Below are 18,942 nucleotides of genomic sequence, written 5' to 3' on the forward strand. Positions count from 1 at the left end.
TGGATGACCGGGTGCTGAGCCCTTCGCCCTCCCTCCTGCCCGAGCCGGTGCGCCGCCTCGCCGCCTGGTGCGCCGTCGTCCTGCTGGTCACCGGTGTGGCCGCGGTCGGCGTGTGGCTGTGCACCGTCTTCAAGACGGCCGTCACCCCCGTCCTGCTCGCCCTGCTCGGCACGGCCCTGCTGGGCCCGATGCACCGGCGGCTCGTCCGGATGGGCGTCAACCGCTCCCTCGCCGCGGCGCTGACCTGCCTCGCCGTGACCGCGGTGGTCGGCGGGGCGACGTACGTGGTGGTCGCCGCCCTGATCGACACCGGCGACCAGATCGCCGGCTCGCTGCGGCGCGCCGGGCAGGACCTCGCCCCGCACTTCGGGGCCGCCGGCACCTCGCTGGAGGACCTGGCCGCGAACGCGAAGGGGCTGCTGGCGAAGTTCGGCGGGACCGCCGCGTCCGGTGTGATCGCCGGTATCGGCGCCGTCACCTCCATGCTCGCCACCGCCGTCCTCGCACTGCTGCTGATCTTCTTCTTCCTGCGGGACTCCGACCGGGCCGTGGGGACGCTGCGCTCGCTCGCGCCGAGCGCGTCCGGCGACACCGTCGAGGCGATGGCCCGCCGCGCCTTCGGGGCGGTCGAGGGCTTCATGCGCGGAACCACGTTCATCGCGCTCATCGACGCCCTGTGCATCACCGCGGGCCTGCTGGTGCTGCAGGTTCCCGGAGCGGTCGGGCTCGGCGCGCTCGTGTTCGTCGGCGCGTACATCCCCTACCTGGGGGCGTTCATCTCCGGCACGGTCGCCGTGCTCGTCGCGTTCGCCGAGCGGGGCTGGATCGTCGGGCTGTGGGCGGTCGGCGTCGTCCTCGCCGTGCAGGTGCTGGAGGGGCACGTCCTGCAGCCGGTGATCCAGAGCCGGACCGTGCAGATGCACCCGGCGGTGGTCATGCTCGCCATCACGGCGGGCGCGGGCGTCGCGGGGATCCTCGGCATGCTGCTGGCGGTGCCGCTGACGGCGGCGGCGTTCGGCGTGCTCTCCGAGCTGCGGGCGCGGTACGCACTCGCAGCCCCGGCCGCCGCCGCGGCAGCGGCTGCGGAGCCGGCGGGTCCACCGGTGCCGGCGGCGGATTAGGCCATTGGAGTAGCGGTGTTTTCCGGACAACCCCGAACCGGTCCCTGATCGTCCGAAAGCGGCGGACCCGAGGGCACCGGTTGCGCGCTGCCGTGCCCTCCTGCGCAAACGCCCGAAATGATCTGTAGGGCCCTTGGAGGCCGGACCCGTCGTGTAAAGGGAGGATTCGAGCCGGTCCGGCCGCCTCGCCCGCAACCCCCTGGTACGCGATTCGTCTTCGTGCCATCGTCGTTGACCGGACCGGGGGGACCAGCACGGCGCATGCCGCTGCGGGCGGTGCCGACTTCTCCTCTCGGCTGCACCACGACGTGTCCGCTCAGAAGAGGAGACAGCGTGCGCAAGGCAGCAAGGTTCACCGCGGTGGCGCTCTCCGCCGCCACGATCGCCCTGGGAACGGTCACCGTCGCCCACGCCGGCGACTACACCGAGAACGGGGTGCGTATCCGCTCCAACTCCACCACCAGCTCGTCGGTCCTCGGCCTCGGCTACCCGAGCCACACGATCACGCCGATCTGCTACAAGGCCGGCACCGTGATCAACGGCAACAAGTGGTGGGACAAGCACCGCAACAACAACACCGGGGTCACGGGCTTCAGCTCCATGACCCTGCTGACGAAGTGGGCCTCCGGCCACTGCTGACCGGTACGCGGATCCACCCGGGGCCGGGGCCGCTGGAATCGGTCCCGGCCCCGGGTGTGCCGCGCAGTGTACGACCACCGGCCCACCACCGAAAGGCTGATCGTGCTCCCTGCACGCCGACGGCCGCTCCTGCTGACGGCCGCCGCCCTGGCGGCGGCCGCGGCACTGGGCGGCTGCACCTCCGAACCCGCGCGGCCCGGCGGCGCGGCCGGGGACCGGGGCGAACCCGCGGTGAAGATCACCCCGCAGCCCGACCCGGCGAACGCGCCACTCCCGCTGGATGCGTACGGGTTCGACACGAGCCAGCAGAAGGTCCTCCAGCAGGCGCAGGACATCCTGACGGAGGCCTGTATGCACCGCATCGGCTTCGCCTCGTTCAAGAACACGGACACGTACGTCACGGCCGGCGCGGGCGCCCGGCGCACCACCAGCGGGATCGGGCTGGTCGACGCCGAGGCGGCCAAGAAGCACGGGTACCGGTCCGGCGGGCTGCCCGACCGGGAGGCGGGCGCGGCGCAGAAGCGCGATCCGAGCGAGACGGCCGCCCTGTTCGGCCCGCAGGACGGGGCCCCCGCGCACCCGGGCGCCCCGGAGGGCGGCTGCGCGGGCGAGGCGGCCCGCAAGCTGTACCCGCGCAGTACCACGGGGCCCGCCGGGGCCCCGGCCGGGAACGGCCTGGTCGACGAGCTCGCCCGGCAGGCCGCGGACCGGGCCCGGGGTGACAGCCGGGTCACGGCGGCCGTGACCGAGTGGAGCGGGTGCATGCGCGAGGCGGGGTTCCAGGTGAAGACGCCGTGGGAGCTCCAGCAGATGGAGGGCACCCGGTGGACCGGGCCCGTCACCTCCGAGGAGATCACGGCGGCGACCACGGACGTGTCGTGCAAGCAGCGGACGAAGCTGTCGGACACCTGGACCGCGGTCCTGGCCGCCTACCAGACGCAGCTCGTGGAGAAGCGGAAGCAGGACCTGGACCAGGAGAAGAAGCACCTCGGCGAGCAGGTCCGGTTCGCCGAGAAGGTCCTCGCGGGCGGCGGGGCGTGAGGCTCCGCGGCGCGGGCGGGGCCGCCGCCGGGGCCGCCGCCTGTGCGGCATTGGCACTGGCCGCCGTGACCGGTTGCACCTCCCCTGAATCCTCCGCCTCGGCGGACGGCCGCCCGTCCGCCGAGGCCGGGCTGCGGAACCCGGACCCGGAGGTCCGGCAGGCGTACGACGCGTACTGGGCGGCCTGGCTCACGGCGAACCGCACGCCCGACCCCGCGGATCCGGCGCTCGAACGGGTAGCCACGGGAACCCAGCTGGCGGAGCTGCGGGAGAACCTCGCGCACTCCCGTACGGCCGGGCAGGTGCTGCTGGGCGAGGTGGGGCACCGCGTGGAGGGCGTTTCCGACGCCGGGCCGGGGCAGCTGGTGCTGCACGACTGCATCGACCTCGACCGCTGGCTGATCCACGACGCGCGGACCGGCCGGCCGGTCGACCAGCTGGAGGACAAGCCGACGCAGCTGGGCGCCTTCACCCTCAAGCGGGAGGGGGAGGGCGGCCCGTGGCGGGTGGCTTCGCTCCGGGTGATCGGCGAGAACTGCTGAGCGGGAGACCGGGTTTCACGTGAAACATCAACAGCCGCCGACGGCAGACACGGACACGGAGCGGGAGGCGGGCGCAGAGCGGGAGACCGGAGCCGAGGCGGAGGGGCCGCCCGGCGGGGGCTCCGCCCCGGGCAGCGCCGGTGCCGGCGGTGCCGGTGCCGGCGGTGCCGGTGCCGGAAGCGGCGACGGCGACGGCGGGTCGCTGCGGCGGCGCCGGCGGATGCTGGCCTGGGTCGTCGCCGGTGCCGTCCTGCTGACCGGGGCCGGGGTCGCGCTCGGCGCGTCCATCCGCTCCCCCGCCCAGGTAGCCGCCGATGCGGCACCGCCGCCGCCCTCCGTCCTGTCCGACCGCGTGGAGCGCCGTGTGCTCACCTCCTCCGTCGTCGTCCGTGGCACGGTCGCCGCCGAGCAGGTGGTGGCGCTCTCGCCGGGCGCGGGGGCCGCGGCGGCCGCGGGCGGGGGCGGCAAGCCCGTCGTGACCCGGGTCGCCAAACAGCCGGGGGCCGCCGTACAGGCCGGCGAGGTGCTGGTCGAGGTGTCGGGACGGCCGGTGTTCGCGCTGGCCGGAGCCCTGCCCGTGTACCGGGACCTCAAGCCGGGAGCGACCGGCAAGGACGTGGGCCAGCTCCAGGCCGGCCTCAGGGCGCTCGGCCACTCCACCGGCAAGGACCCGTCGGGGACGTACGGCCCCGGCACCAAGGCCGCCGTCACCGCCCTCTACACCGCGCTCGGCTACACGCCCCGGCCGGCCGACCCGGGCGACACGGAGCGGATCCAGGCGGCGGAGGACGCCGTCGACGCCGCGAAACGGCAGGTCATGACGGCCAAGACGGCCCTGGCGAAGGCAAAGGAGGTCGGCGGTGCGGACACCGCCGAGGCTCAGCAGCAGCTGGCGTTCGCGCAGGCCGACCTCGCCAAGGCCGCCGGGCGGCTGGAGGCGGCCCGCGCGGCGGCGGGCCCGATGGTCCCGGCCGACGAGCTGGTCTTCCTCAAGGGCTTTCCCGCGCGGGTCGACGCAGTGCGGGCCGCGGTCGGCGAGCCCGTCCCCGAGGGGCTGCTGGTCGTGTCGGCCGGCGCACCGGTGATCCGCTCCTCGCTCCCGGCGCACCAGCGGGAGCTGGTCAAGCCGGGCATGAAGGTGGAGGTCCTGTCGGAGGCCACCGGACTGACCGCCGCCGGCACGGTCGCCTCCGTCGCCGACGCCCCCGCCCCGGCGGCCGGCGGCCCCGGCGGCGCGGGCCCGGGGGCGGCCCAGCCGGGCGGCGGCGCGGACGGCGCACCGGGCGGCGCCCCGGATCCCGGCGGGTACGCCCTGACGGTCACCCCCGACAAGGCGCTCGACGCCCGCCTCGCCGGCCAGGGCGTCCGGCTCACCGTGACGGCGGCCTCCTCCGGCGAGCCGGTCCTCGTCGTCCCGCTCTCGGCGGTGTCGGCGGGCGCGGACGGCCGGACCACGGTCACGGTGCTCGGCGCGGATCCCGCCGACACCGCCGCACGGCGCCGCGTGGAGGTCCGGGCCGGGATGTCCGCCGACGGCATGGTGCAGGTCGAGCCGGTCGGCGGCGGCGCGCTCGCCGACGGGGACCGCGTCCTGGTCGCGCGGGCCACACCGTGAGGGGGACCGCCGTGAACGGCACCCCCGCGGGCGGGCCGGCCGCGGATGCGCCGCCGGTCGTCCGCTTCGAGGGCGTCGGCCTCACCTATCCGGGCCCTCCGCCCGTCGAGGCGCTGCGGCCGTGCCGGCTGACAGTGCGGCGCGGCGAGTACGTCACCGTCGTCGGCCCCTCCGGCTCGGGCAAGTCGACGTTCCTGAACGTCGCCGGGCTCATCGACGCGCCGACCGCCGGACGGTACCTCCTCGACGGCATCGACACCGGCACGCTGCCCGACCGGGACCGCACTGCCCTGCGCGGGCAGCGCATCGGCTTCGTCTTCCAGTCCTTCCACCTGCTGCCGCACCGCAGCGCCCTGGAGAACGTCCTGCTCGCGATGGTCTACAACGGGGTCCCGCGCGGGCAGCGCGCCGCCCGGGCCCGTACGGCGCTGGAGCGCGTCGGGCTCGGCCACCGCACCGGGCACCTGCCCAGCCGCATGTCGGGCGGCGAGCGGCAGCGCGTCGCCGTCGCCCGCGCGCTGGTCGCGGAGCCGTCGCTGCTGCTGTGCGACGAGCCCACCGGGAACCTGGACACGGTGACGGCCGCGTCGGTGCTGGCGCTGCTGGACGAGCTGCACGGGGACGGGCTGACCCTGCTCGTCATCACGCACGACCCGCAGGTGGCGGCGCGCGGCGCGCGGACCGTCGCCATCCGGGACGGGATCCTGACCGAGGAGGCCGCGCCGTGAGGTTCCCCCGGCGCCGCGGGTCCGGCGGTGCTCCGGACATCCCGCCGTCCCGGCTGTCGGCCCGGGACCTGGTCTCGGAGGCGCTCGCCGGGATGCTCCAGCGGCCGGCCCGCTCCGCGCTCACCGGCCTGGGCACGGTCCTCGGCGTCGGGACGTTCGTGGCGATCCTCGGGCTGACCGCCACGGCCTCCTCGCAGATCGACAGCCGGTTCAACGCGCTGACGGCCACCGAGGTCGGCGTCCGCGACACGGCGGGCGGCGCCGACCCGCAGCTCGCCCTGCAGGTCCCCAACGCCTTCCCGCGCGACGCGGACGGCCGGGCCGGCGCCCTCAACGGGGTGGTGGCTGCGGGGGTGTTCTGGCCGGTGCCGCTCGGCGAGGCGGCGACGGTCCGCTCGGCGCCCGTCGCGGGCGAGGCCGGCGAGCGCATCCCCGTGGTCGCCGCGTCCCCGGGGATGCTGCGGGCTGCCGGGCTCACGCTGGGCTCGGGGCGGGCGTACGACTCCTTCCACGACGGGCGCGCGGAGCAGGTCGCGGTGGTCGGCCGCGCAGTGGCGGCCCGCCTGGGCATCACGACGCTGGAGAGCCGGCCAGCCGTGTTCGTCGGCGGGCACCCGTTCACCGTGGTCGGAATCGCGGACGGCGCCGAGCGCAAACCGGACCTGCTGCTGTCGGTGATGGTGCCGCGCGGGGCCGCCGAGCGGCTGTGGGGGCCGCCCGACAACGCCCAGCGGGCCCGGATGCTGGTGGTGACGCAGCTGGGTGCGGCCCGGCAGGTCGCCGCGGAGCTGCCGCTCGCGCTGCGCCCCGACCATCCGGAGTGGATGGCGGCGGAGCCGCCGCCGGATCCGCGGGGCCTGCGCTCGGGGGTGACCTCCGACCTGGACCAGCTGTTCCTGCTGCTGGCGGCGATCTGCCTGGTCATCGGCGCGGTGGGGATCGCGAACACCACGCTCGTCGCGGTGCTGGAGCGCACGGGGGAGATCGGTTTGCGGCGGGCGCTCGGGGCACGCGGGCGGCACATCACCGCCCAGTTCCTCGCCGAGTCCGCCGCACAGGGCGCGGTGGGCGGGCTGGTCGGGACGACGCTGGGCACGCTGACCGTGGTCGGGGTGTCGGCGCTGCGCGACTGGACGCCGGTGATGTCACCGCCGACGGTGGCCGCGGCGCCGCTGATCGGCCTGGTGACGGGGATCCTGGCCGGCCTCTACCCGGCGTGGCGGGCCTCGCGTACCCAGCCGGCGGAGGCACTGCGCCGCTAGTGCTGTGGCCGGAAGGTTCACCGGGTCACAGCACTGGCTGTATTGCCCTGTGACCGGGCAGAGCCCGGCCGGCCCCGGTCCAGGGGGGCGGGACCGGGCCGGCCGGGGGCGGTCCGGCCCTCGGGGGACGGGGGCTGGGCCGGATCGGGGACCTCGGCGGGTCAGGAGTGCTGCTCCGCCGTCCTGGTGCGCTCCCGGGCCGTGGTGGGGATGGTCCCCAGCCGTCCGGCCTGGAAGTCGTCGAAGGCCTGCTGGAGCTCCTGCCGGCTGTTCATGACGAACGGCCCGTAGTGCGCCATCGGCTCGCGGATGGGGCGCCCGCCCAGGAGGACGACGTCCAGGGCCGGCGTACGGGAGTCCTGGGAGGCCTCCGCGCGCAGGGTCAGCGAGCCGCCGTCGCCGAAGACGGCGGTCTGCCCGGTGTGGACGGGGCGCCGGTCGGTGCCGACGCTGCCCTGGCCGGCCAGGACGTAGGCGAGGGCATTGAAGTCCTCGCGCCACGGCAGGGTGAGCTGTGCGCCCGGTGCGACCGTCGCGTGGATCATCGTGATGGGGGTGTGGGTGATGCCCGGGCCGCTGTGGCCGTCCAGCTCGCCGGCGATGACGCGCAGCAGGGCGCCGCCGTCCGGGGTGGTCAGCAGGGTGACCTTGCCGCCGCCGATGTCCTGGTAGCGAGGGGGCATCATCTTGTCGGAGGCCGGGAGGTTCACCCACAGCTGGAGGCCGTGGAAGAGCCCGCCGCTGACGACGAGGGACTCCGGCGGGGCCTCGATGTGCAGGAGGCCGGAGCCGGCGGTCATCCACTGGGTGTCGCCGCCGTTGATGACGCCGCCGCCGCCGTTGCTGTCCTGGTGGACGAACGTGCCGTCGATCAGGTAGGTGACCGTCTCGAAGCCGCGGTGCGGGTGCCAGGGGGTCCCCTTCGGCTCGCCCGGCGCGTACTCCACCTCGCCCATCTGGTCCATCATGATGAACGGGTCGAGGTGGCGGTAGTTGATCCCGGCGAACGCGCGGCGCACCGGGAATCCCTCGCCCTCGAAGCCTCCGGGAGCGGTCGTGACGGCCAGCACCTTGCGGGCGGCGGCCTCCGGGCCCGGCTCGGCGACGCGGGGAAGCGTCAGCGGGTTCTCCACAGTCACTGCAGGCATGGTCGGAACCTCCTTCTGCACCGAGTTTAGTTGAATCTAAAACTTTCTGCCACCCACCAGAACACGGACTCCCCGCCCGCCATTCCCGCACCGGCGACCCACGTTCCGTGACATGCACCCAACACAGGGTGGAGTGAAGATCACGATCCACTTCCGGTGGCCTCCGCCCCGCCCTTCACACCCGCACACCTTGATAGAACTGACGCCCAAGGCGACACCACGATCTCGAAAACACCACGGGGGAGACGATGGGTTTCGACGAGGAATGGGCCCAACTGCGCACGGAGGCGGCGGCACGTCAGAACCCCGCCATGCGTCTGAACCAGCTCGCCGCACCGGACGGCGGCGGAGGCGGCGGCTCGGCCGACTTCGGCAGCGACGAGTCGAAGAAGAAGATCGCATCCGGAAAGCTCGGCGGCGAGGTGAAGACGCAGACGGAGACCGCCGCCAAGAAGGCCGACGAGGAGACGGCCTCCGCCATCACCGCCTTCTCGGGCTGGGACACGGCGGCGGGCCTGAAGACGGTCGAGACGACCTGGGACAACCAGGTCAAGAACCTGCTGAGCCGCCTGGCCACGGAGTCCCACAACCTTGCCGTCACACGGCGGATGTTCCTGGGGCAGGACAGCGAGATATACAACGGCTTCCGCCCGCTGCTGAAGCCCGCGCCGGAGCCCGGCGTCGAGGCGTACCGCTGACAGGGGAGCTGTAGAGCATGGGACTCACGTACAAGAAGGTCATGTCGGCCCAGTACGACAAGCTCACCGCCGCGGCCAAGGCCTGGGACGACATGGCGAGCGACTTCAAGAAGGCGGAGTCGGCCTACGCGGCCGCCACGCAGGGGCTGGCGCAGGGCAACACCACCTGGCAGGGCATAGCCCAGGGCACCGCGCACACGAACTTCGCGGGCACGCAGTACGAGTACGGGGCCGCACAGACGCAGGCGAAGGCCATCGCGGACCTGCTGCGGGACGCCCACGGGCAGTTCACGGAGCTGAAGCAGCGCCTGGAGTCGGTGGTCGCGGACGCCCGCAAGGCGAAGATGGCCGTCGACGACGAGGGCAACGTCCGCCCCGACCTGACGGCCCAGGAACGCTACGCGTACGTCCACGACCCCGACGGCCAGAAGCTGCTCGCGGACTACAACAAGGCGGCCAACGACTGGGCCGGCCAGATCAAGAAGTACGTCAAGGCCTTCGAAGACGCCGACGCCGGCGTGAAGATGGCCCTCGCCGGCGCCGTCAAGGACAGCAACAAGGACCGCGTACCCGGCGGCAAGGACGCCACGGGCAGCGGCTTCAACGCGGGCGCGAAGAGCGACATCGAGCAGTACGAGCTGGAGCACGCCAAGGACGTCGCCACCCGCCTCAACAACGGCGAGAAGGTCTCGAACGCCGATGTCGAGAGCCTCAACCGCATCCTGCGCGACAACGGCAACACCGCCTTCAAGCACCACACCGACTTCGGCCGTGACTTCGTGACGGCCATCGGCGGCGCCGAAGGAACGATCAAGCTGTCGAACACGCTCAACAACGGCGCGCACGGCAGCGACTCCGGCCGCAAGGGCCTGTACGGCGACACGAACAAGATGCTGGCGAACACCGTCTCCAACGCCACGCAGGTGGTCTTCGAGGACGGGAAGAAGAACCCTCCCTACGGCTCCAAGGAGTACCGGGAGGCGTACGAGAAGTGGTCGAAGAGCTCCGACGCGAAGTTCTACAACGACTTCATGGGCGACCTGAAGAAGGCCGGCCTGGACAAGTTCGAACTGGACGTCGCGGGTGACAAGGCCCCGATGACGCGCGGCCAGGGCCAGGAGATCCGCGGCTACCAGGGCCTCGTCACCCTCATGCAGCAGGGCAGCGGCTACTCCCCGCAGTTCCTCGGCGACCTCACCGACCAGATGATCGCCGCGGAGAAGAAGGACAAGGACGTCTGGGACCTGTACGGCAGGTTCGAGGGCAAGAAGGACGGCTGGTTCGCCAACGACCCCGTCGACGGCGCGCTGGGCATCATCAGCCGCAACCCGGAGGCCGCGACCGGCTACCTCGACCCGGCGGCCGACGGCGGCAAGAACCGTCTGGACTACCTGCTGACGGACCGCGATTGGGACATCGTGAACACCGCCGACTGGCGCGGCAACATCGAGATCGCCGGCAAGGACACCCTCGACAAGGACGTCCGCGCCGGCCTGGGCCTGGCCATCGAGGCCGCCACGACGGGCCGCACGCCGGGCTCACCGGGCGAGGAACTCGGCCGGCACAGCGAGGCCCAGGCCCGCATCATGCACGACACGATCAACCTCCTCGACTACGGCGACCCGGAGGGCAAGGAGGGCAAGTCGGACCGCACCGGCAAGGCCGGCGAGCTGCTCGCGAAGGAGGACTACGCCAACATGCGGGATCCCCTGGCCCGTGCGCTGGTCTCCTACACGCAGGACACCGGGGACATCCTGGCGGGCAACGGCACCGGCGGACGCGTCGGGAGGAACGACGAGTACGCCCACGGAGACGACTCGCGGATCCAGAACAGCCAGGCCAGCATCCTGCGCTTCATGCGGGGCGTATCCGATATCCCCGAGGGTGCGGAGCCCAAGAACTTCAACATGCTCTATCAGGCGCAACTGGGATACATGGCGGAGCAGCTCGCCTCCGAGACGTATCCCAACGGAGACGCCATCACTCCTCGCGCGGCGAAGATCGGCGAAGTCTTCGGCAGCATGACCGCGCTGGGCGGAGACCTCCGCATCGGCCAGCTCGAATCGGCGGTCTCGGAGGCCACCGACAAGAGGTTCTACGGCTACCACGTCGGAGGCGGTCTGATCACCGGGATCCCCGTGATCGGCGACATCGCTCAGCGCTCTGTCGACATCGGGGTCAACCAGTGGCTCAACGCGTTCGTCTCGGAGCAGGGCATGGTCGCCCGCGAGGATCGCTCCTCCAAGAACATGGCAGCCATGGACGCGCTTGACGCCTTCTTCACGAACTGGCACAAGGAGCAGCCGAACGCCGCGTCCGAGAGTGTGACGGGCGTGGCGAAGACCGAGGCCCAGCAGAGCTACACCTCTGGTCGCGAGAACACCATCGACGCTCTGAAAGCAAAGGTCTAGAGCAGGAACCCGGCCCGGAAGCAGGATCAAGGCAATGAAGAACAAGAAGGTGATGGCCGCCGTCGCCGGCTGCGCGGGGCTGTCAGTCCTCTCCGGGCTGTTCCTGTGGTCGGACACGAACGTGTTCGCCGCCACGGACCTGTGTGCGGGGAAGGTCGCGGGTGAGTGGGCCGCGTCGGTCCTCGACACCCGGGGCCGTGTCTCGGACGCTCCCGAGGGCCCCGGCGGCGACGCCTCGTTCCGCTGCACCGTAGCGCGAGGCGGCGTGATCACAGGGGGCGAGGAGCTGGAGATGGTGGTGAACACCGCCGTCTACACTCCGGACTTCCCGTTCCGGTCGCCCGCGTGGGAGAACGCCTCCAGCATGTCCTTCCTCACGGAAGGAGTCACCGGGGCCGTCTCGGGAAGCCGGGGCTGGGTGCTGCTGCCGGAGAAGTGCCGGGACAAGGTCAACACGGTCGTGCAGGGCGGCGGAAAGCTGCTCCCCGTGCCGAACAAGGTCCCCGTTGTCCAGGCAGAACTCAAAAAGGGCGTAGTCGATCCCCAGAAGCTCACGGGCCTGCTCGTGGACACGGCGCAGAAGGTGGCCGCCGCTGCCGGGTGTTCCACAGGTGCTCCGCCGCAGGCACCGAAGGTCCGGCAGCCCACGGACCCGGAGGCGATCACAGCCGATTCGGTCTGCCGGATCCCCGGGTTGCGACTTCCGGACAGCGCCGTCGGCAAGGCCGGCGCCAAGCTCGAAGAGCAGCGCACCAGCGGTACACCGGCAGGCTCCTGGGCGTGTGACCTGTACCAGTCCGGCGGCCAGGCCGAGGCACAGTTGTCGTTCGGTTCCAGCCTCGACCCGAACATCGTCAACGAGCAGCTCAGGACAAGCACCGGCTTCAGCGCACTGCCGGGCGCCACAGGAGTGGTGGACGGAACCAGCCGAGCCGTCCTGGCGTGCGGAGGCAAGGACCTGTTCCTGGGAGTCCGTTGGAACCCGTCCTATCTGAAGCAGCTCAATCTCTCGGACCCCTCGGACGCGGCCGCCGGGGATGTCTTCCAGTCCTTCCTCGACGCCGCCGGGAAGCAACACGGCTGCCCCTCGGTGAAGGTGCGATGACGGGCGGCTGCGAGGCGGAAGTGTGACGGAGGAACGGACTGTGGGTGCGGGGCGGCAGGGAGAGGGGACGGTGCCGGGGCGTTCGAAGCGGAAGTGGTGGGCTGCCGCGGCAGGGGTCTCGGCGGCGGCGGTCGTCGCCGGGGCGTTCCTCGCCTGGAACACCGACTTCCTGGGCGAGGAGGTGTTCTGCGACGGGGCCGTGGCCTCCGGCGATCTGAGTGCCGTCCTGGACACGCAGGGGCGCCTGTCGACCGTCTCGTCGGAGGACGACGGTCAGCCCGGGTTCTCCTGCACCGTGGAGCGGAAGGCTGCGTTCTTCGGCGGGAAGCCGTTGGAGATCGAGATGGAGACCGGGCTGCACGACCCGGACTTCGCCTTCCAGACCGCGGTCTGGAAGGACCCGTCCTCCATGGCCTACTTCTCGAACGGCGCCACCGGTGCCGTGTCGGGGAAGCGCGGCTGGGTGCTCCTGCCAGAGGCCTGCGCGGGGAAGGTCGACAGGTACGGCGGAGGGCGGAGCGACGCGGGCGCCGTCCGGACCGTCGAGGCCGTCGTGAAGCAGGGCACCGTCGACCGGACGGAGCTCGCGCGGACGCTCGTCCGGACCGCTCAGCGGGTCGCGGACAAGGCGGGGTGCGCGGCGGGTGCGAACCCGGAGGAGCCGCGGCTCCAGGCCGTGAACGAGGCGCCCACCGACCCGGGCGCGGTCTGCGGCCTGCCCGGCTTCGCCCTGCCTGCCGGCGCGCTGGTCAAGGACGCGGCGACGCTCGGGAAAGAGCAGGTCAGCGGCGGCAGGCCGGGCACCTGGGCATGCGGCCTGCACCTGGCCGGCGACGCCAAGGGGGTGCTCTGGTTCAGCGCGAGTTCCGATCCGCAGCTCGTCGACCGGATCCTCCTCAAGGGGCGGGGGTTCGATCCCCTGCCCGGTGGGGCGGGAGTGGTGGCACGGCAGCAGCATGCCGCCGTCCTCACCTGCGAGACATCCAAGGTCTACGTCTCCATGCGCGGGAGCACCGAGTACCTGGACGTGCTCTACGACCGGGGCTCCGCCGCGCCGCGGGAGGTCTTCCAGGCCTTCGTCGACGCGGCCGTCCAGCAGTACCGGTGCCCGGCGGTGCGGCTTCCGCAGAACTGACACCGCCATCGAACGCGGGGGAGGCCGTTCTCGCGGTCTCCCCCGCTGCACGACCATGCCGACCAGGCACCCACCGAACCGAAGGGGACACATGACCGCCGACTCGCCCACGCAGCACACGCCTGATCCCGTGGCCGCCACACCGGCCCCGCGGACCGAGGAGGAGCGGCAGGCCGGCCGTGTCGAGGCGTGGTCGATCGGGTGGATGATCCTGGCCCTGGTGATCTGGGGATGGTTCGCGTTCCTGCTGCTCGCCGACTACGGCCCCGACTACGGGGACAGGCCGCTGTGCCCGGGGCCGCTGGTCGGCCCGGTGTCCGAGGACACCCGGTGCGAGGACGACGCCATGCGCCAGTGGCCCGCCCTGATGGGCGTCCTCGCGCTGGCGGTCATCACGACCGTGACGGCGGCTGCGACCACCGTGTACGCCAAGGTCCTCTTCCGCCTCGCCCGCCGGGGCGGGCCGGGCGTGACGCCGCAGGACTGAGGGCGCGGCGCAGCCGGGCGCGGCGGTCGGGCTGCGGCGGTCAGCGGGGTCGGGCCGCGGAGGCGGCGAGAGCGCCGGTAGCGCAGAGGCCCGCGGTCACCGCCAGGAGCAGTACCGCTTCGAGGGCGTCCTCCTGCTGGTGGACACCCAGCACGGTGATCCGTACGTGCTTCGTCGCGCCCTCGGTGCCGCGGGGCCAGTCCACGCTGACCGCTTCGCGGGCCGCGTGCGGGTCGTCCGGGGCGAACGTGCTGTAACAGCTCGTGGTGGACCCCCTGCCGCCGGCCTGTTCGCGGCAGGCCACCGCGGTCAGCAGGCCGGGGACCCCCGTCCAGCCGAGGGCCGCGGTGGCCAGGATGCCGGTGAGGGAGGCCGCCGAGAGGAGCACCACGGCGAACGCGGCGCCCAGCACCCGCCCGGGCCACGGCCGCGCCGCCCTCGCCGCGCGGCCCGCCCGCCGCGTGCCCGTGACGTCCGGAGGACGTCTACCCATACATGCGGCGCATGGCGTAGTCGACCATCTGCTCGACCGCCTTCGCGTCGAAGACCATCCGATGGTCGCCCTCCATGTCGAGGACGAAGCCGTACCCGGTCGGCAGCAGGTCGATCACCTCGGCGCCGGTGATGACGAAGTACTTGGACTCCTTTCCGGCGTACCGGCGGAGCTCCTTCAGCGTCGTGAACATCGGGATCACCGGCTGCTGCGTGTTGTGCAGCGCCAGGAAGCCGGGAGTTTCGCCCCGGGGGCAGTAGACCTTGGAGGTGGCGAAGATCTGCTGGAAGTCCTCGGCCGACAGCGAGCCGGTGGTGAAGGCGCGCACCGCGTCCGCGAGGGAGGGCGGGGACGGCTCGGGGTACAGCGGCTGCTCGTACCCTGCCCCGGGCATCGGCTGCTGGGGCGGGGCGTACTGCTGCTGGGCGCCCGGATTCTGGTCGTAGCCGTACATGGCCGTCAGCCTACCGAGGGTGGGCGGCCGCCAGGCGCCCGGATCCGGTCAAGGGGCCCCCTTGATCCCGTCCAGGAAGGGCGCCCACGCCGCGGCCGTCACCGTGATCACGGGGCCGCAGGGCCGCTTCGAGTCCCGGACGGGGACCACTCCGCCGCCGACGCCGTCAGCGACCTCGACGCAGTCGCCGCCTGTGCCGTTGCTGTAGCTGCTCTTCCGCCAGCAAGCCGATGCCAGGTCGATCTCGGTGCTTTCCACTCGGAAGTCCTCCATGGGCAGCGACAGGATCGTGACACCCCACCGCTTCGGCCGGCGAAGGCTCGCCAGAGCCTACCGCGGGCGCGGTTCGGTGGCTGCGCTGGCTTCGGTCAGAGTCCGGCCTTGACTGCGGCGACGAACGGCCCCCATGCCGCAGCGGTGATCAGGATCGCCGGCCCGTCCGCCACCTTGGAGTCCCGCACGGGGACGACCCCGGCAGCGCCGTCTGCCACCTCGATGCAGTTCCCACCGTCGCCGTTGCTGTAGCTGCTCTTGCGCCAGACCACGGCACCCAACTCACCTAGGTTCATTGCCATTTCTGCACTCCTCGGCAGCTTGCTCGATCAAGGCCAGGGACTCCTCCGGCGGCAGCGCGGCAGCCCTGAGCCGATCGTATGACCTGCGGTACCGCTTCACGAGGGCCGGATCGTCCACCACCTGCCCGTGATACGGGCTTTCCGTGTACGCGAACGGCGGCTCGGCCTCGAATTCCATGAGCAGGAGCGGGGTCCCGAGGAACGGCTGGACAGCCGCACTCCACGGCAGGACCTGTGGAACGATGCGACGCCGACGCGCCAAAGCGGCGATGTGGTCGAGCTGCTCGGCCATTTCGGTTGACGGCAGCAGCGACTGGCGCACCAGGCACTCGTGCAGGATCGTCCAGTACTCGGGCCTCTTCGGGTCCTCGAACAGAGCTGCCCGCTGCATACGGGCACGAACCTTCGCTTCCACCTCCTCCGCCAGGTCCCGCGGGTGCGTGGAATTGATGACCGCTCGCGCGTACGCCTCGGTCTGGAGCAGGCCGGGGATGAGCGAGTTGCTCCACTCATCGATGGCCAGCGCCCGCGCCTCCGCCTCAACGACGGGCGCCAGGTACTCCGCATGCGCGCCCCTGCGGGCCTTCCGTACGTCCTCGTAGCACCGGGCGAAGAAGCCGTCTGTCTTCAGCACCCGGTCGACGTGGCGCGCCAGGTCCTCCGGCATGCGCCGGTGGCCCCGCTCGATCTCGCTCAGGTAGCTGGCCCCGTAGAAGCTTCCCTCCACCGTCTGCTGGAGGGTGAGGCCCGCCGCCTCCCGCTTCCAGCGCAGTTCCTTGCCGTAGAACGCCGGCACACTCACCGAGCCGTCGATGTCCTTGCGCGCGGCCACAAGCCCGCCTTTCCACACCTCGCACCGTGGAACCCCAAACCCTTCCCACGCTACGCCGATCGGCCGCACGCTGTGAGCGATTCGTCACGTTCCGCAGCAGCAAGGAAGCCTCATGAGCAACCCCACCGCCGACCGCCGGGCCATCGACGCCCCCATCGAGCTGCGTGCCGCCCTCGCCGCGCACGGGATCACGCTGCCCTCGCTCGACCTTCACCTCCCCTCCTACGCCGGGACGTACGACACCCCGCCGCTCATCGCCCTCGGCAACTGCAACGCCGGGACCGCGGCCCGGCTCGCCGCCGCCCTGCGGGCGGGACGCCCGTGAGGCCGTTCGCGGTGGGGCTGATCGCCGTACCGAAGGCGGTTCCGGAGGTCCGGCTCGCCGTGCGCGAGCACCTCGGCAGGCCGTGTCCGGAGCTTCAGCTCTGTGTGACGGAGCTGCTGGCCAACGTGATCACCCATGTCGGGGAGGGCACTCCCGTCACCCTGCGGATCACCGGAAGGGCAGCCCGCGTGCGGGTCGAGCTCACCGATCCCGATGCGCAGGCGCGGCCCGTGCTCCGGCGGGCGGCCGGAACCGACGAGTCGGGGCGCGGGCTGGCCCTGCTGGACGCCGTGGCGCTGCGGTGGGGCGTCGACCGGGGGGGAGGACGGCACCAAGACGGTCTGGTGCGAGCTTTGACCCTGGTCACAGTGGGCGGGCGAGGGGTTGCTTCTTATTACCGGCGGGTAGCATCATGACGTTACCGATTGGTACGTACGAGGAACCGTCCTTCCCGAGCCACAACGGAGCCGTCGCCATGGGGCACTACAAGTCGAATCTCCGCGACATCGAGTTCAACCTCTTCGAGGTCCTCGGCCGCGACAAGCTGTACGGCACCGGCCCGTTCGCCGAGATGGACGCCGAGACCGCGAAGAGCATCCTGTCGGAGATCGCCCGCCTCGCCGAGAACGAGCTGGCCGAGTCCTTCGCCGACGCCGACCGCAACCCGCCGGTCTTCGACCCCGCCACCAACACGGCTCCGGTCCCCGCCTCCTTCAAGAAGAGCTACGAGGCCTTCATGGAGTCGGAGTACTGGCGCCTCGGCCTGCCGGAGGAGATCGGCGGCACCACCTCGCCCCGCTCCCTGATCTGGGCCTACGCGGAGCTGCTGCTCGGCTCGAACCCGGCCGTCTGGATGTACTCCTCCGGCCCGGCGTTCGCCGGCGTCCTGCACGAGGAGGGCAACGAGGCGCAGAAGCGCATCGCGCAGATCGCCGTCGAGAAGCGCTGGGGCTCCACCATGGTCCTCACCGAGCCCGACGCGGGCTCGGACGTCGGCGCCGGCCGCACCAAGGCGGTCCAGCAGGAGGACGGCTCCTGGCACATCGAGGGCGTGAAGCGCTTCATCACGTCCGGTGAGCACGACATGGAGGAGAACATCCTCCACTACGTCCTCGCCCGCCCCGAGGGCCACGGCCCCGGCACCAAGGGCCTGTCCCTCTTCCTCGTCCCGAAGTTCCACTTCGACTGGGAGACCGGCGAGCTGGGCGAGCGCAACGGCGTGTACGCCACGAACGTCGAGCACAAGATGGGCCTGAAGGCCTCGAACACGTGCGAGATGACCTTCGGCGACAAGCACCCCGCCAAGGGCTGGCTGATCGGCGACAAGCACGACGGCATCCGCCAGATGTTCATGATCATCGAGTTCGCCCGCATGATGGTCGGCACGAAGGCCATCGCGACGCTCTCGACGGGCTACCTGAACGCGCTGGAGTACGCCAAGGAGCGCGTCCAGGGCCCCGACCTGGCGAACTTCATGGACAAGACCGCCCCCAAGGTCGCCATCACGCACCACCCCGACGTCCGCCGCTCGCTGATGACGCAGAAGGCGTACGCCGAGGGCATGCGCGCCCTGGTGCTCTACACCGCGGCCGTCCAGGACTCCATCGCGGTCAAGCAGGCCGCCGGCGAGGACGCCTCCGCCGAGGTCGGCCTGAACGACCTGCTCCTGCCGATCGTCAAGGGCTACGGCTCCGAGCGCTCCTACGCGCTGCTCGCCGAGTCCCTGCAGATCTTCGGCGGCTCCGGGTACCTCCAGGAGTACCCGATCGAGCAGTACATCCGCGACGCCAAGATCGACACCCTGTACGAGGGCACCACCGCGATCCAGGGCCAGGACTTCTTCTTCCGGAAGATCGTCCGCGACCAGGGCGCCTCCCTGAACCGGCTCTCCGAGGAGATCAAGAAGTTCCTCGCCAGCGCCGAGGGCGGCGAGGAGCTGGCCGCGGCCCGCGACGCGCTCGCCAAGGCCGCCGTCGACCTGGAGGGCATCGTCGGCCAGATGATCACCGACCTCACCGCCACCGGCGAGGACGTCAAGAACATCTACAAGGTCGGCCAGAACACCACCCGCCTGCTGATGGCGTCCGGCGACGTCGTCGTCGGCTACCTGCTCCTGCGGGGCGCCGCCGTGGCCGCCGAGAAGCTCGCGACGGCCTCCGCGAAGGACGTCCCCTTCTACACGGGCAAGATCGCGGCCGCGAAGTTCTTCGCGTCCCAGGTCCTCCCGGGCGTCTCGGTGCAGCGCAGCCTCGCCGAGGCCGTCGACAACTCCCTGATGGAGCTCGACGAGGCCGCCTTCTAGAGCCACGGCAGGGCGGCCGCCCCGCGGTC

Annotated in this window: 21 protein-coding genes; 15 read left to right on the plus strand and 6 right to left on the minus strand. The window is 71.9% G+C overall.

The window, feature by feature from the left end; translation table 11 throughout:
• Nucleotides 1-14 precede the first annotated feature (14 nt).
• The 7 genes from MUK52_RS15340 to MUK52_RS15370 all read left to right on the plus strand — a co-directional run bounded on the left by MUK52_RS15340 (nt 15) and on the right by MUK52_RS15370 (nt 6,948).
• Nucleotides 15-1,121 (plus strand): AI-2E family transporter, encoded by a 1,107-nt coding sequence (locus tag MUK52_RS15340; protein WP_284581710.1) that lies wholly within the window; start codon nt 15-17, stop codon nt 1,119-1,121.
• A 333-nt stretch (nt 1,122-1,454) separates the two neighbouring features.
• Entirely contained in the window at nt 1,455-1,760 is a 306-nt protein-coding gene (locus MUK52_RS15345; RefSeq protein ID WP_114053384.1) for a hypothetical protein, read from the plus strand.
• Nucleotides 1,761-1,862: 102 nt separating this feature from the next.
• Nucleotides 1,863-2,801, plus strand: a complete 939-nt coding sequence (locus MUK52_RS15350) for a hypothetical protein (protein WP_284577090.1) — start codon at nt 1,863-1,865, stop codon at nt 2,799-2,801.
• A gap of 65 nt (nt 2,802-2,866) precedes the next feature.
• Complete coding sequence (locus tag MUK52_RS15355; RefSeq protein ID WP_284577092.1) at nt 2,867-3,343, plus strand: hypothetical protein; 477 nt, start codon at nt 2,867-2,869, stop codon at nt 3,341-3,343.
• A gap of 19 nt (nt 3,344-3,362) precedes the next feature.
• Complete coding sequence (locus MUK52_RS15360) at nt 3,363-4,958, plus strand: peptidoglycan-binding protein (RefSeq protein WP_284577094.1); 1,596 nt, start codon at nt 3,363-3,365, stop codon at nt 4,956-4,958.
• Between the two features lie 11 nt (nt 4,959-4,969).
• Nucleotides 4,970-5,686 (plus strand): ABC transporter ATP-binding protein, encoded by a 717-nt coding sequence (locus tag MUK52_RS15365; protein WP_284577097.1) that lies wholly within the window; start codon nt 4,970-4,972, stop codon nt 5,684-5,686.
• Nucleotides 5,683-6,948, plus strand: a complete 1,266-nt coding sequence (locus MUK52_RS15370) for an ABC transporter permease (protein WP_246042238.1) — start codon at nt 5,683-5,685, stop codon at nt 6,946-6,948. Before MUK52_RS15365 ends, MUK52_RS15370 begins: the two co-directional genes overlap by 4 nt.
• Before the next feature lie 161 nt (nt 6,949-7,109).
• On the opposite strand, the gene MUK52_RS15375 is transcribed toward MUK52_RS15370, so the two are convergent.
• Complete coding sequence (locus MUK52_RS15375; RefSeq protein WP_284577099.1) at nt 7,110-8,096, minus strand: pirin family protein; 987 nt, start codon at nt 8,094-8,096, stop codon at nt 7,110-7,112.
• Between the two features lie 248 nt (nt 8,097-8,344).
• Here MUK52_RS15375 and MUK52_RS15380 point away from each other — a divergent pair, with 248 nt between their 5' ends.
• The 5 genes from MUK52_RS15380 to MUK52_RS15400 all read left to right on the plus strand — a co-directional run bounded on the left by MUK52_RS15380 (nt 8,345) and on the right by MUK52_RS15400 (nt 13,932).
• Nucleotides 8,345-8,794, plus strand: coding sequence for a hypothetical protein (locus tag MUK52_RS15380; RefSeq protein WP_114053378.1), 450 nt, complete (start codon nt 8,345-8,347; stop codon nt 8,792-8,794).
• 17 nt (nt 8,795-8,811) lie between these two features.
• On the plus strand, nt 8,812-11,205 hold the full coding sequence (locus MUK52_RS15385) for a hypothetical protein (protein ID WP_284577101.1): 2,394 nt from the start codon (nt 8,812-8,814) through the stop codon (nt 11,203-11,205).
• A 34-nt stretch (nt 11,206-11,239) separates the two neighbouring features.
• Nucleotides 11,240-12,310 carry a hypothetical protein gene (locus MUK52_RS15390; protein WP_284577103.1) on the plus strand — a complete coding sequence of 357 codons (1,071 nt, stop codon included), beginning with the start codon at nt 11,240-11,242 and terminating at the stop codon, nt 12,308-12,310.
• Between the two features lie 70 nt (nt 12,311-12,380).
• Nucleotides 12,381-13,445 (plus strand): hypothetical protein, encoded by a 1,065-nt coding sequence (locus MUK52_RS15395; protein ID WP_284577105.1) that lies wholly within the window; start codon nt 12,381-12,383, stop codon nt 13,443-13,445.
• Nucleotides 13,446-13,536: 91 nt separating this feature from the next.
• On the plus strand, nt 13,537-13,932 hold the full coding sequence (locus MUK52_RS15400; protein WP_284577107.1) for a hypothetical protein: 396 nt from the start codon (nt 13,537-13,539) through the stop codon (nt 13,930-13,932).
• A gap of 40 nt (nt 13,933-13,972) precedes the next feature.
• Here the strand turns inward: MUK52_RS15400 and MUK52_RS15405 are convergent, their stop codons facing one another.
• The 5 genes from MUK52_RS15405 to MUK52_RS15425 form a co-directional block, all read right to left on the minus strand.
• Entirely contained in the window at nt 13,973-14,425 is a 453-nt protein-coding gene (locus tag MUK52_RS15405) for a hypothetical protein (RefSeq protein WP_284577109.1), read from the minus strand.
• Nucleotides 14,418-14,879 carry an SseB family protein gene (locus MUK52_RS15410; RefSeq protein WP_114053374.1) on the minus strand — a complete coding sequence of 154 codons (462 nt, stop codon included), beginning with the start codon at nt 14,877-14,879 and terminating at the stop codon, nt 14,418-14,420. Before MUK52_RS15410 ends, MUK52_RS15405 begins: the two co-directional genes overlap by 8 nt.
• Before the next feature lie 48 nt (nt 14,880-14,927).
• Nucleotides 14,928-15,137, minus strand: coding sequence for a DUF397 domain-containing protein (locus MUK52_RS15415; RefSeq protein WP_502963573.1), 210 nt, complete (start codon nt 15,135-15,137; stop codon nt 14,928-14,930).
• Nucleotides 15,138-15,247: 110 nt separating this feature from the next.
• The gene (locus tag MUK52_RS15420; RefSeq protein ID WP_284577114.1) at nt 15,248-15,454 is read right to left on the minus strand and encodes a DUF397 domain-containing protein; all 207 of its coding nucleotides are present in this window, start codon (nt 15,452-15,454) and stop codon (nt 15,248-15,250) included.
• On the minus strand, nt 15,435-16,286 hold the full coding sequence (locus MUK52_RS15425; protein ID WP_284577116.1) for a helix-turn-helix domain-containing protein: 852 nt from the start codon (nt 16,284-16,286) through the stop codon (nt 15,435-15,437). The genes MUK52_RS15420 and MUK52_RS15425 overlap by 20 nt, the downstream gene beginning before the upstream one ends.
• Nucleotides 16,287-16,398: 112 nt before the next feature.
• Here MUK52_RS15425 and MUK52_RS15430 point away from each other — a divergent pair, with 112 nt between their 5' ends.
• From MUK52_RS15430 to MUK52_RS15440, 3 genes are read left to right on the plus strand one after another with little or no spacing between them, the layout of a single operon-like run.
• Nucleotides 16,399-16,611, plus strand: coding sequence for a hypothetical protein (locus tag MUK52_RS15430; RefSeq protein WP_284577118.1), 213 nt, complete (start codon nt 16,399-16,401; stop codon nt 16,609-16,611).
• A gap of 11 nt (nt 16,612-16,622) precedes the next feature.
• The gene (locus MUK52_RS15435) at nt 16,623-17,027 is read left to right on the plus strand and encodes an ATP-binding protein (RefSeq protein ID WP_284577120.1); all 405 of its coding nucleotides are present in this window, start codon (nt 16,623-16,625) and stop codon (nt 17,025-17,027) included.
• 59 nt (nt 17,028-17,086) lie between these two features.
• Nucleotides 17,087-18,913: an acyl-CoA dehydrogenase gene (locus tag MUK52_RS15440; protein ID WP_284581711.1), complete on the plus strand. Its 1,827-nt coding sequence runs from the start codon at nt 17,087-17,089 to the stop codon at nt 18,911-18,913.
• Nucleotides 18,914-18,942 lie beyond the last annotated feature (29 nt).

Origin of the sequence: Streptomyces sp. 2P-4, from assembly GCF_030167965.1 — a bacterium.
Taxonomy (GTDB): domain Bacteria; phylum Actinomycetota; class Actinomycetes; order Streptomycetales; family Streptomycetaceae; genus Streptomyces; species Streptomyces globosus_A.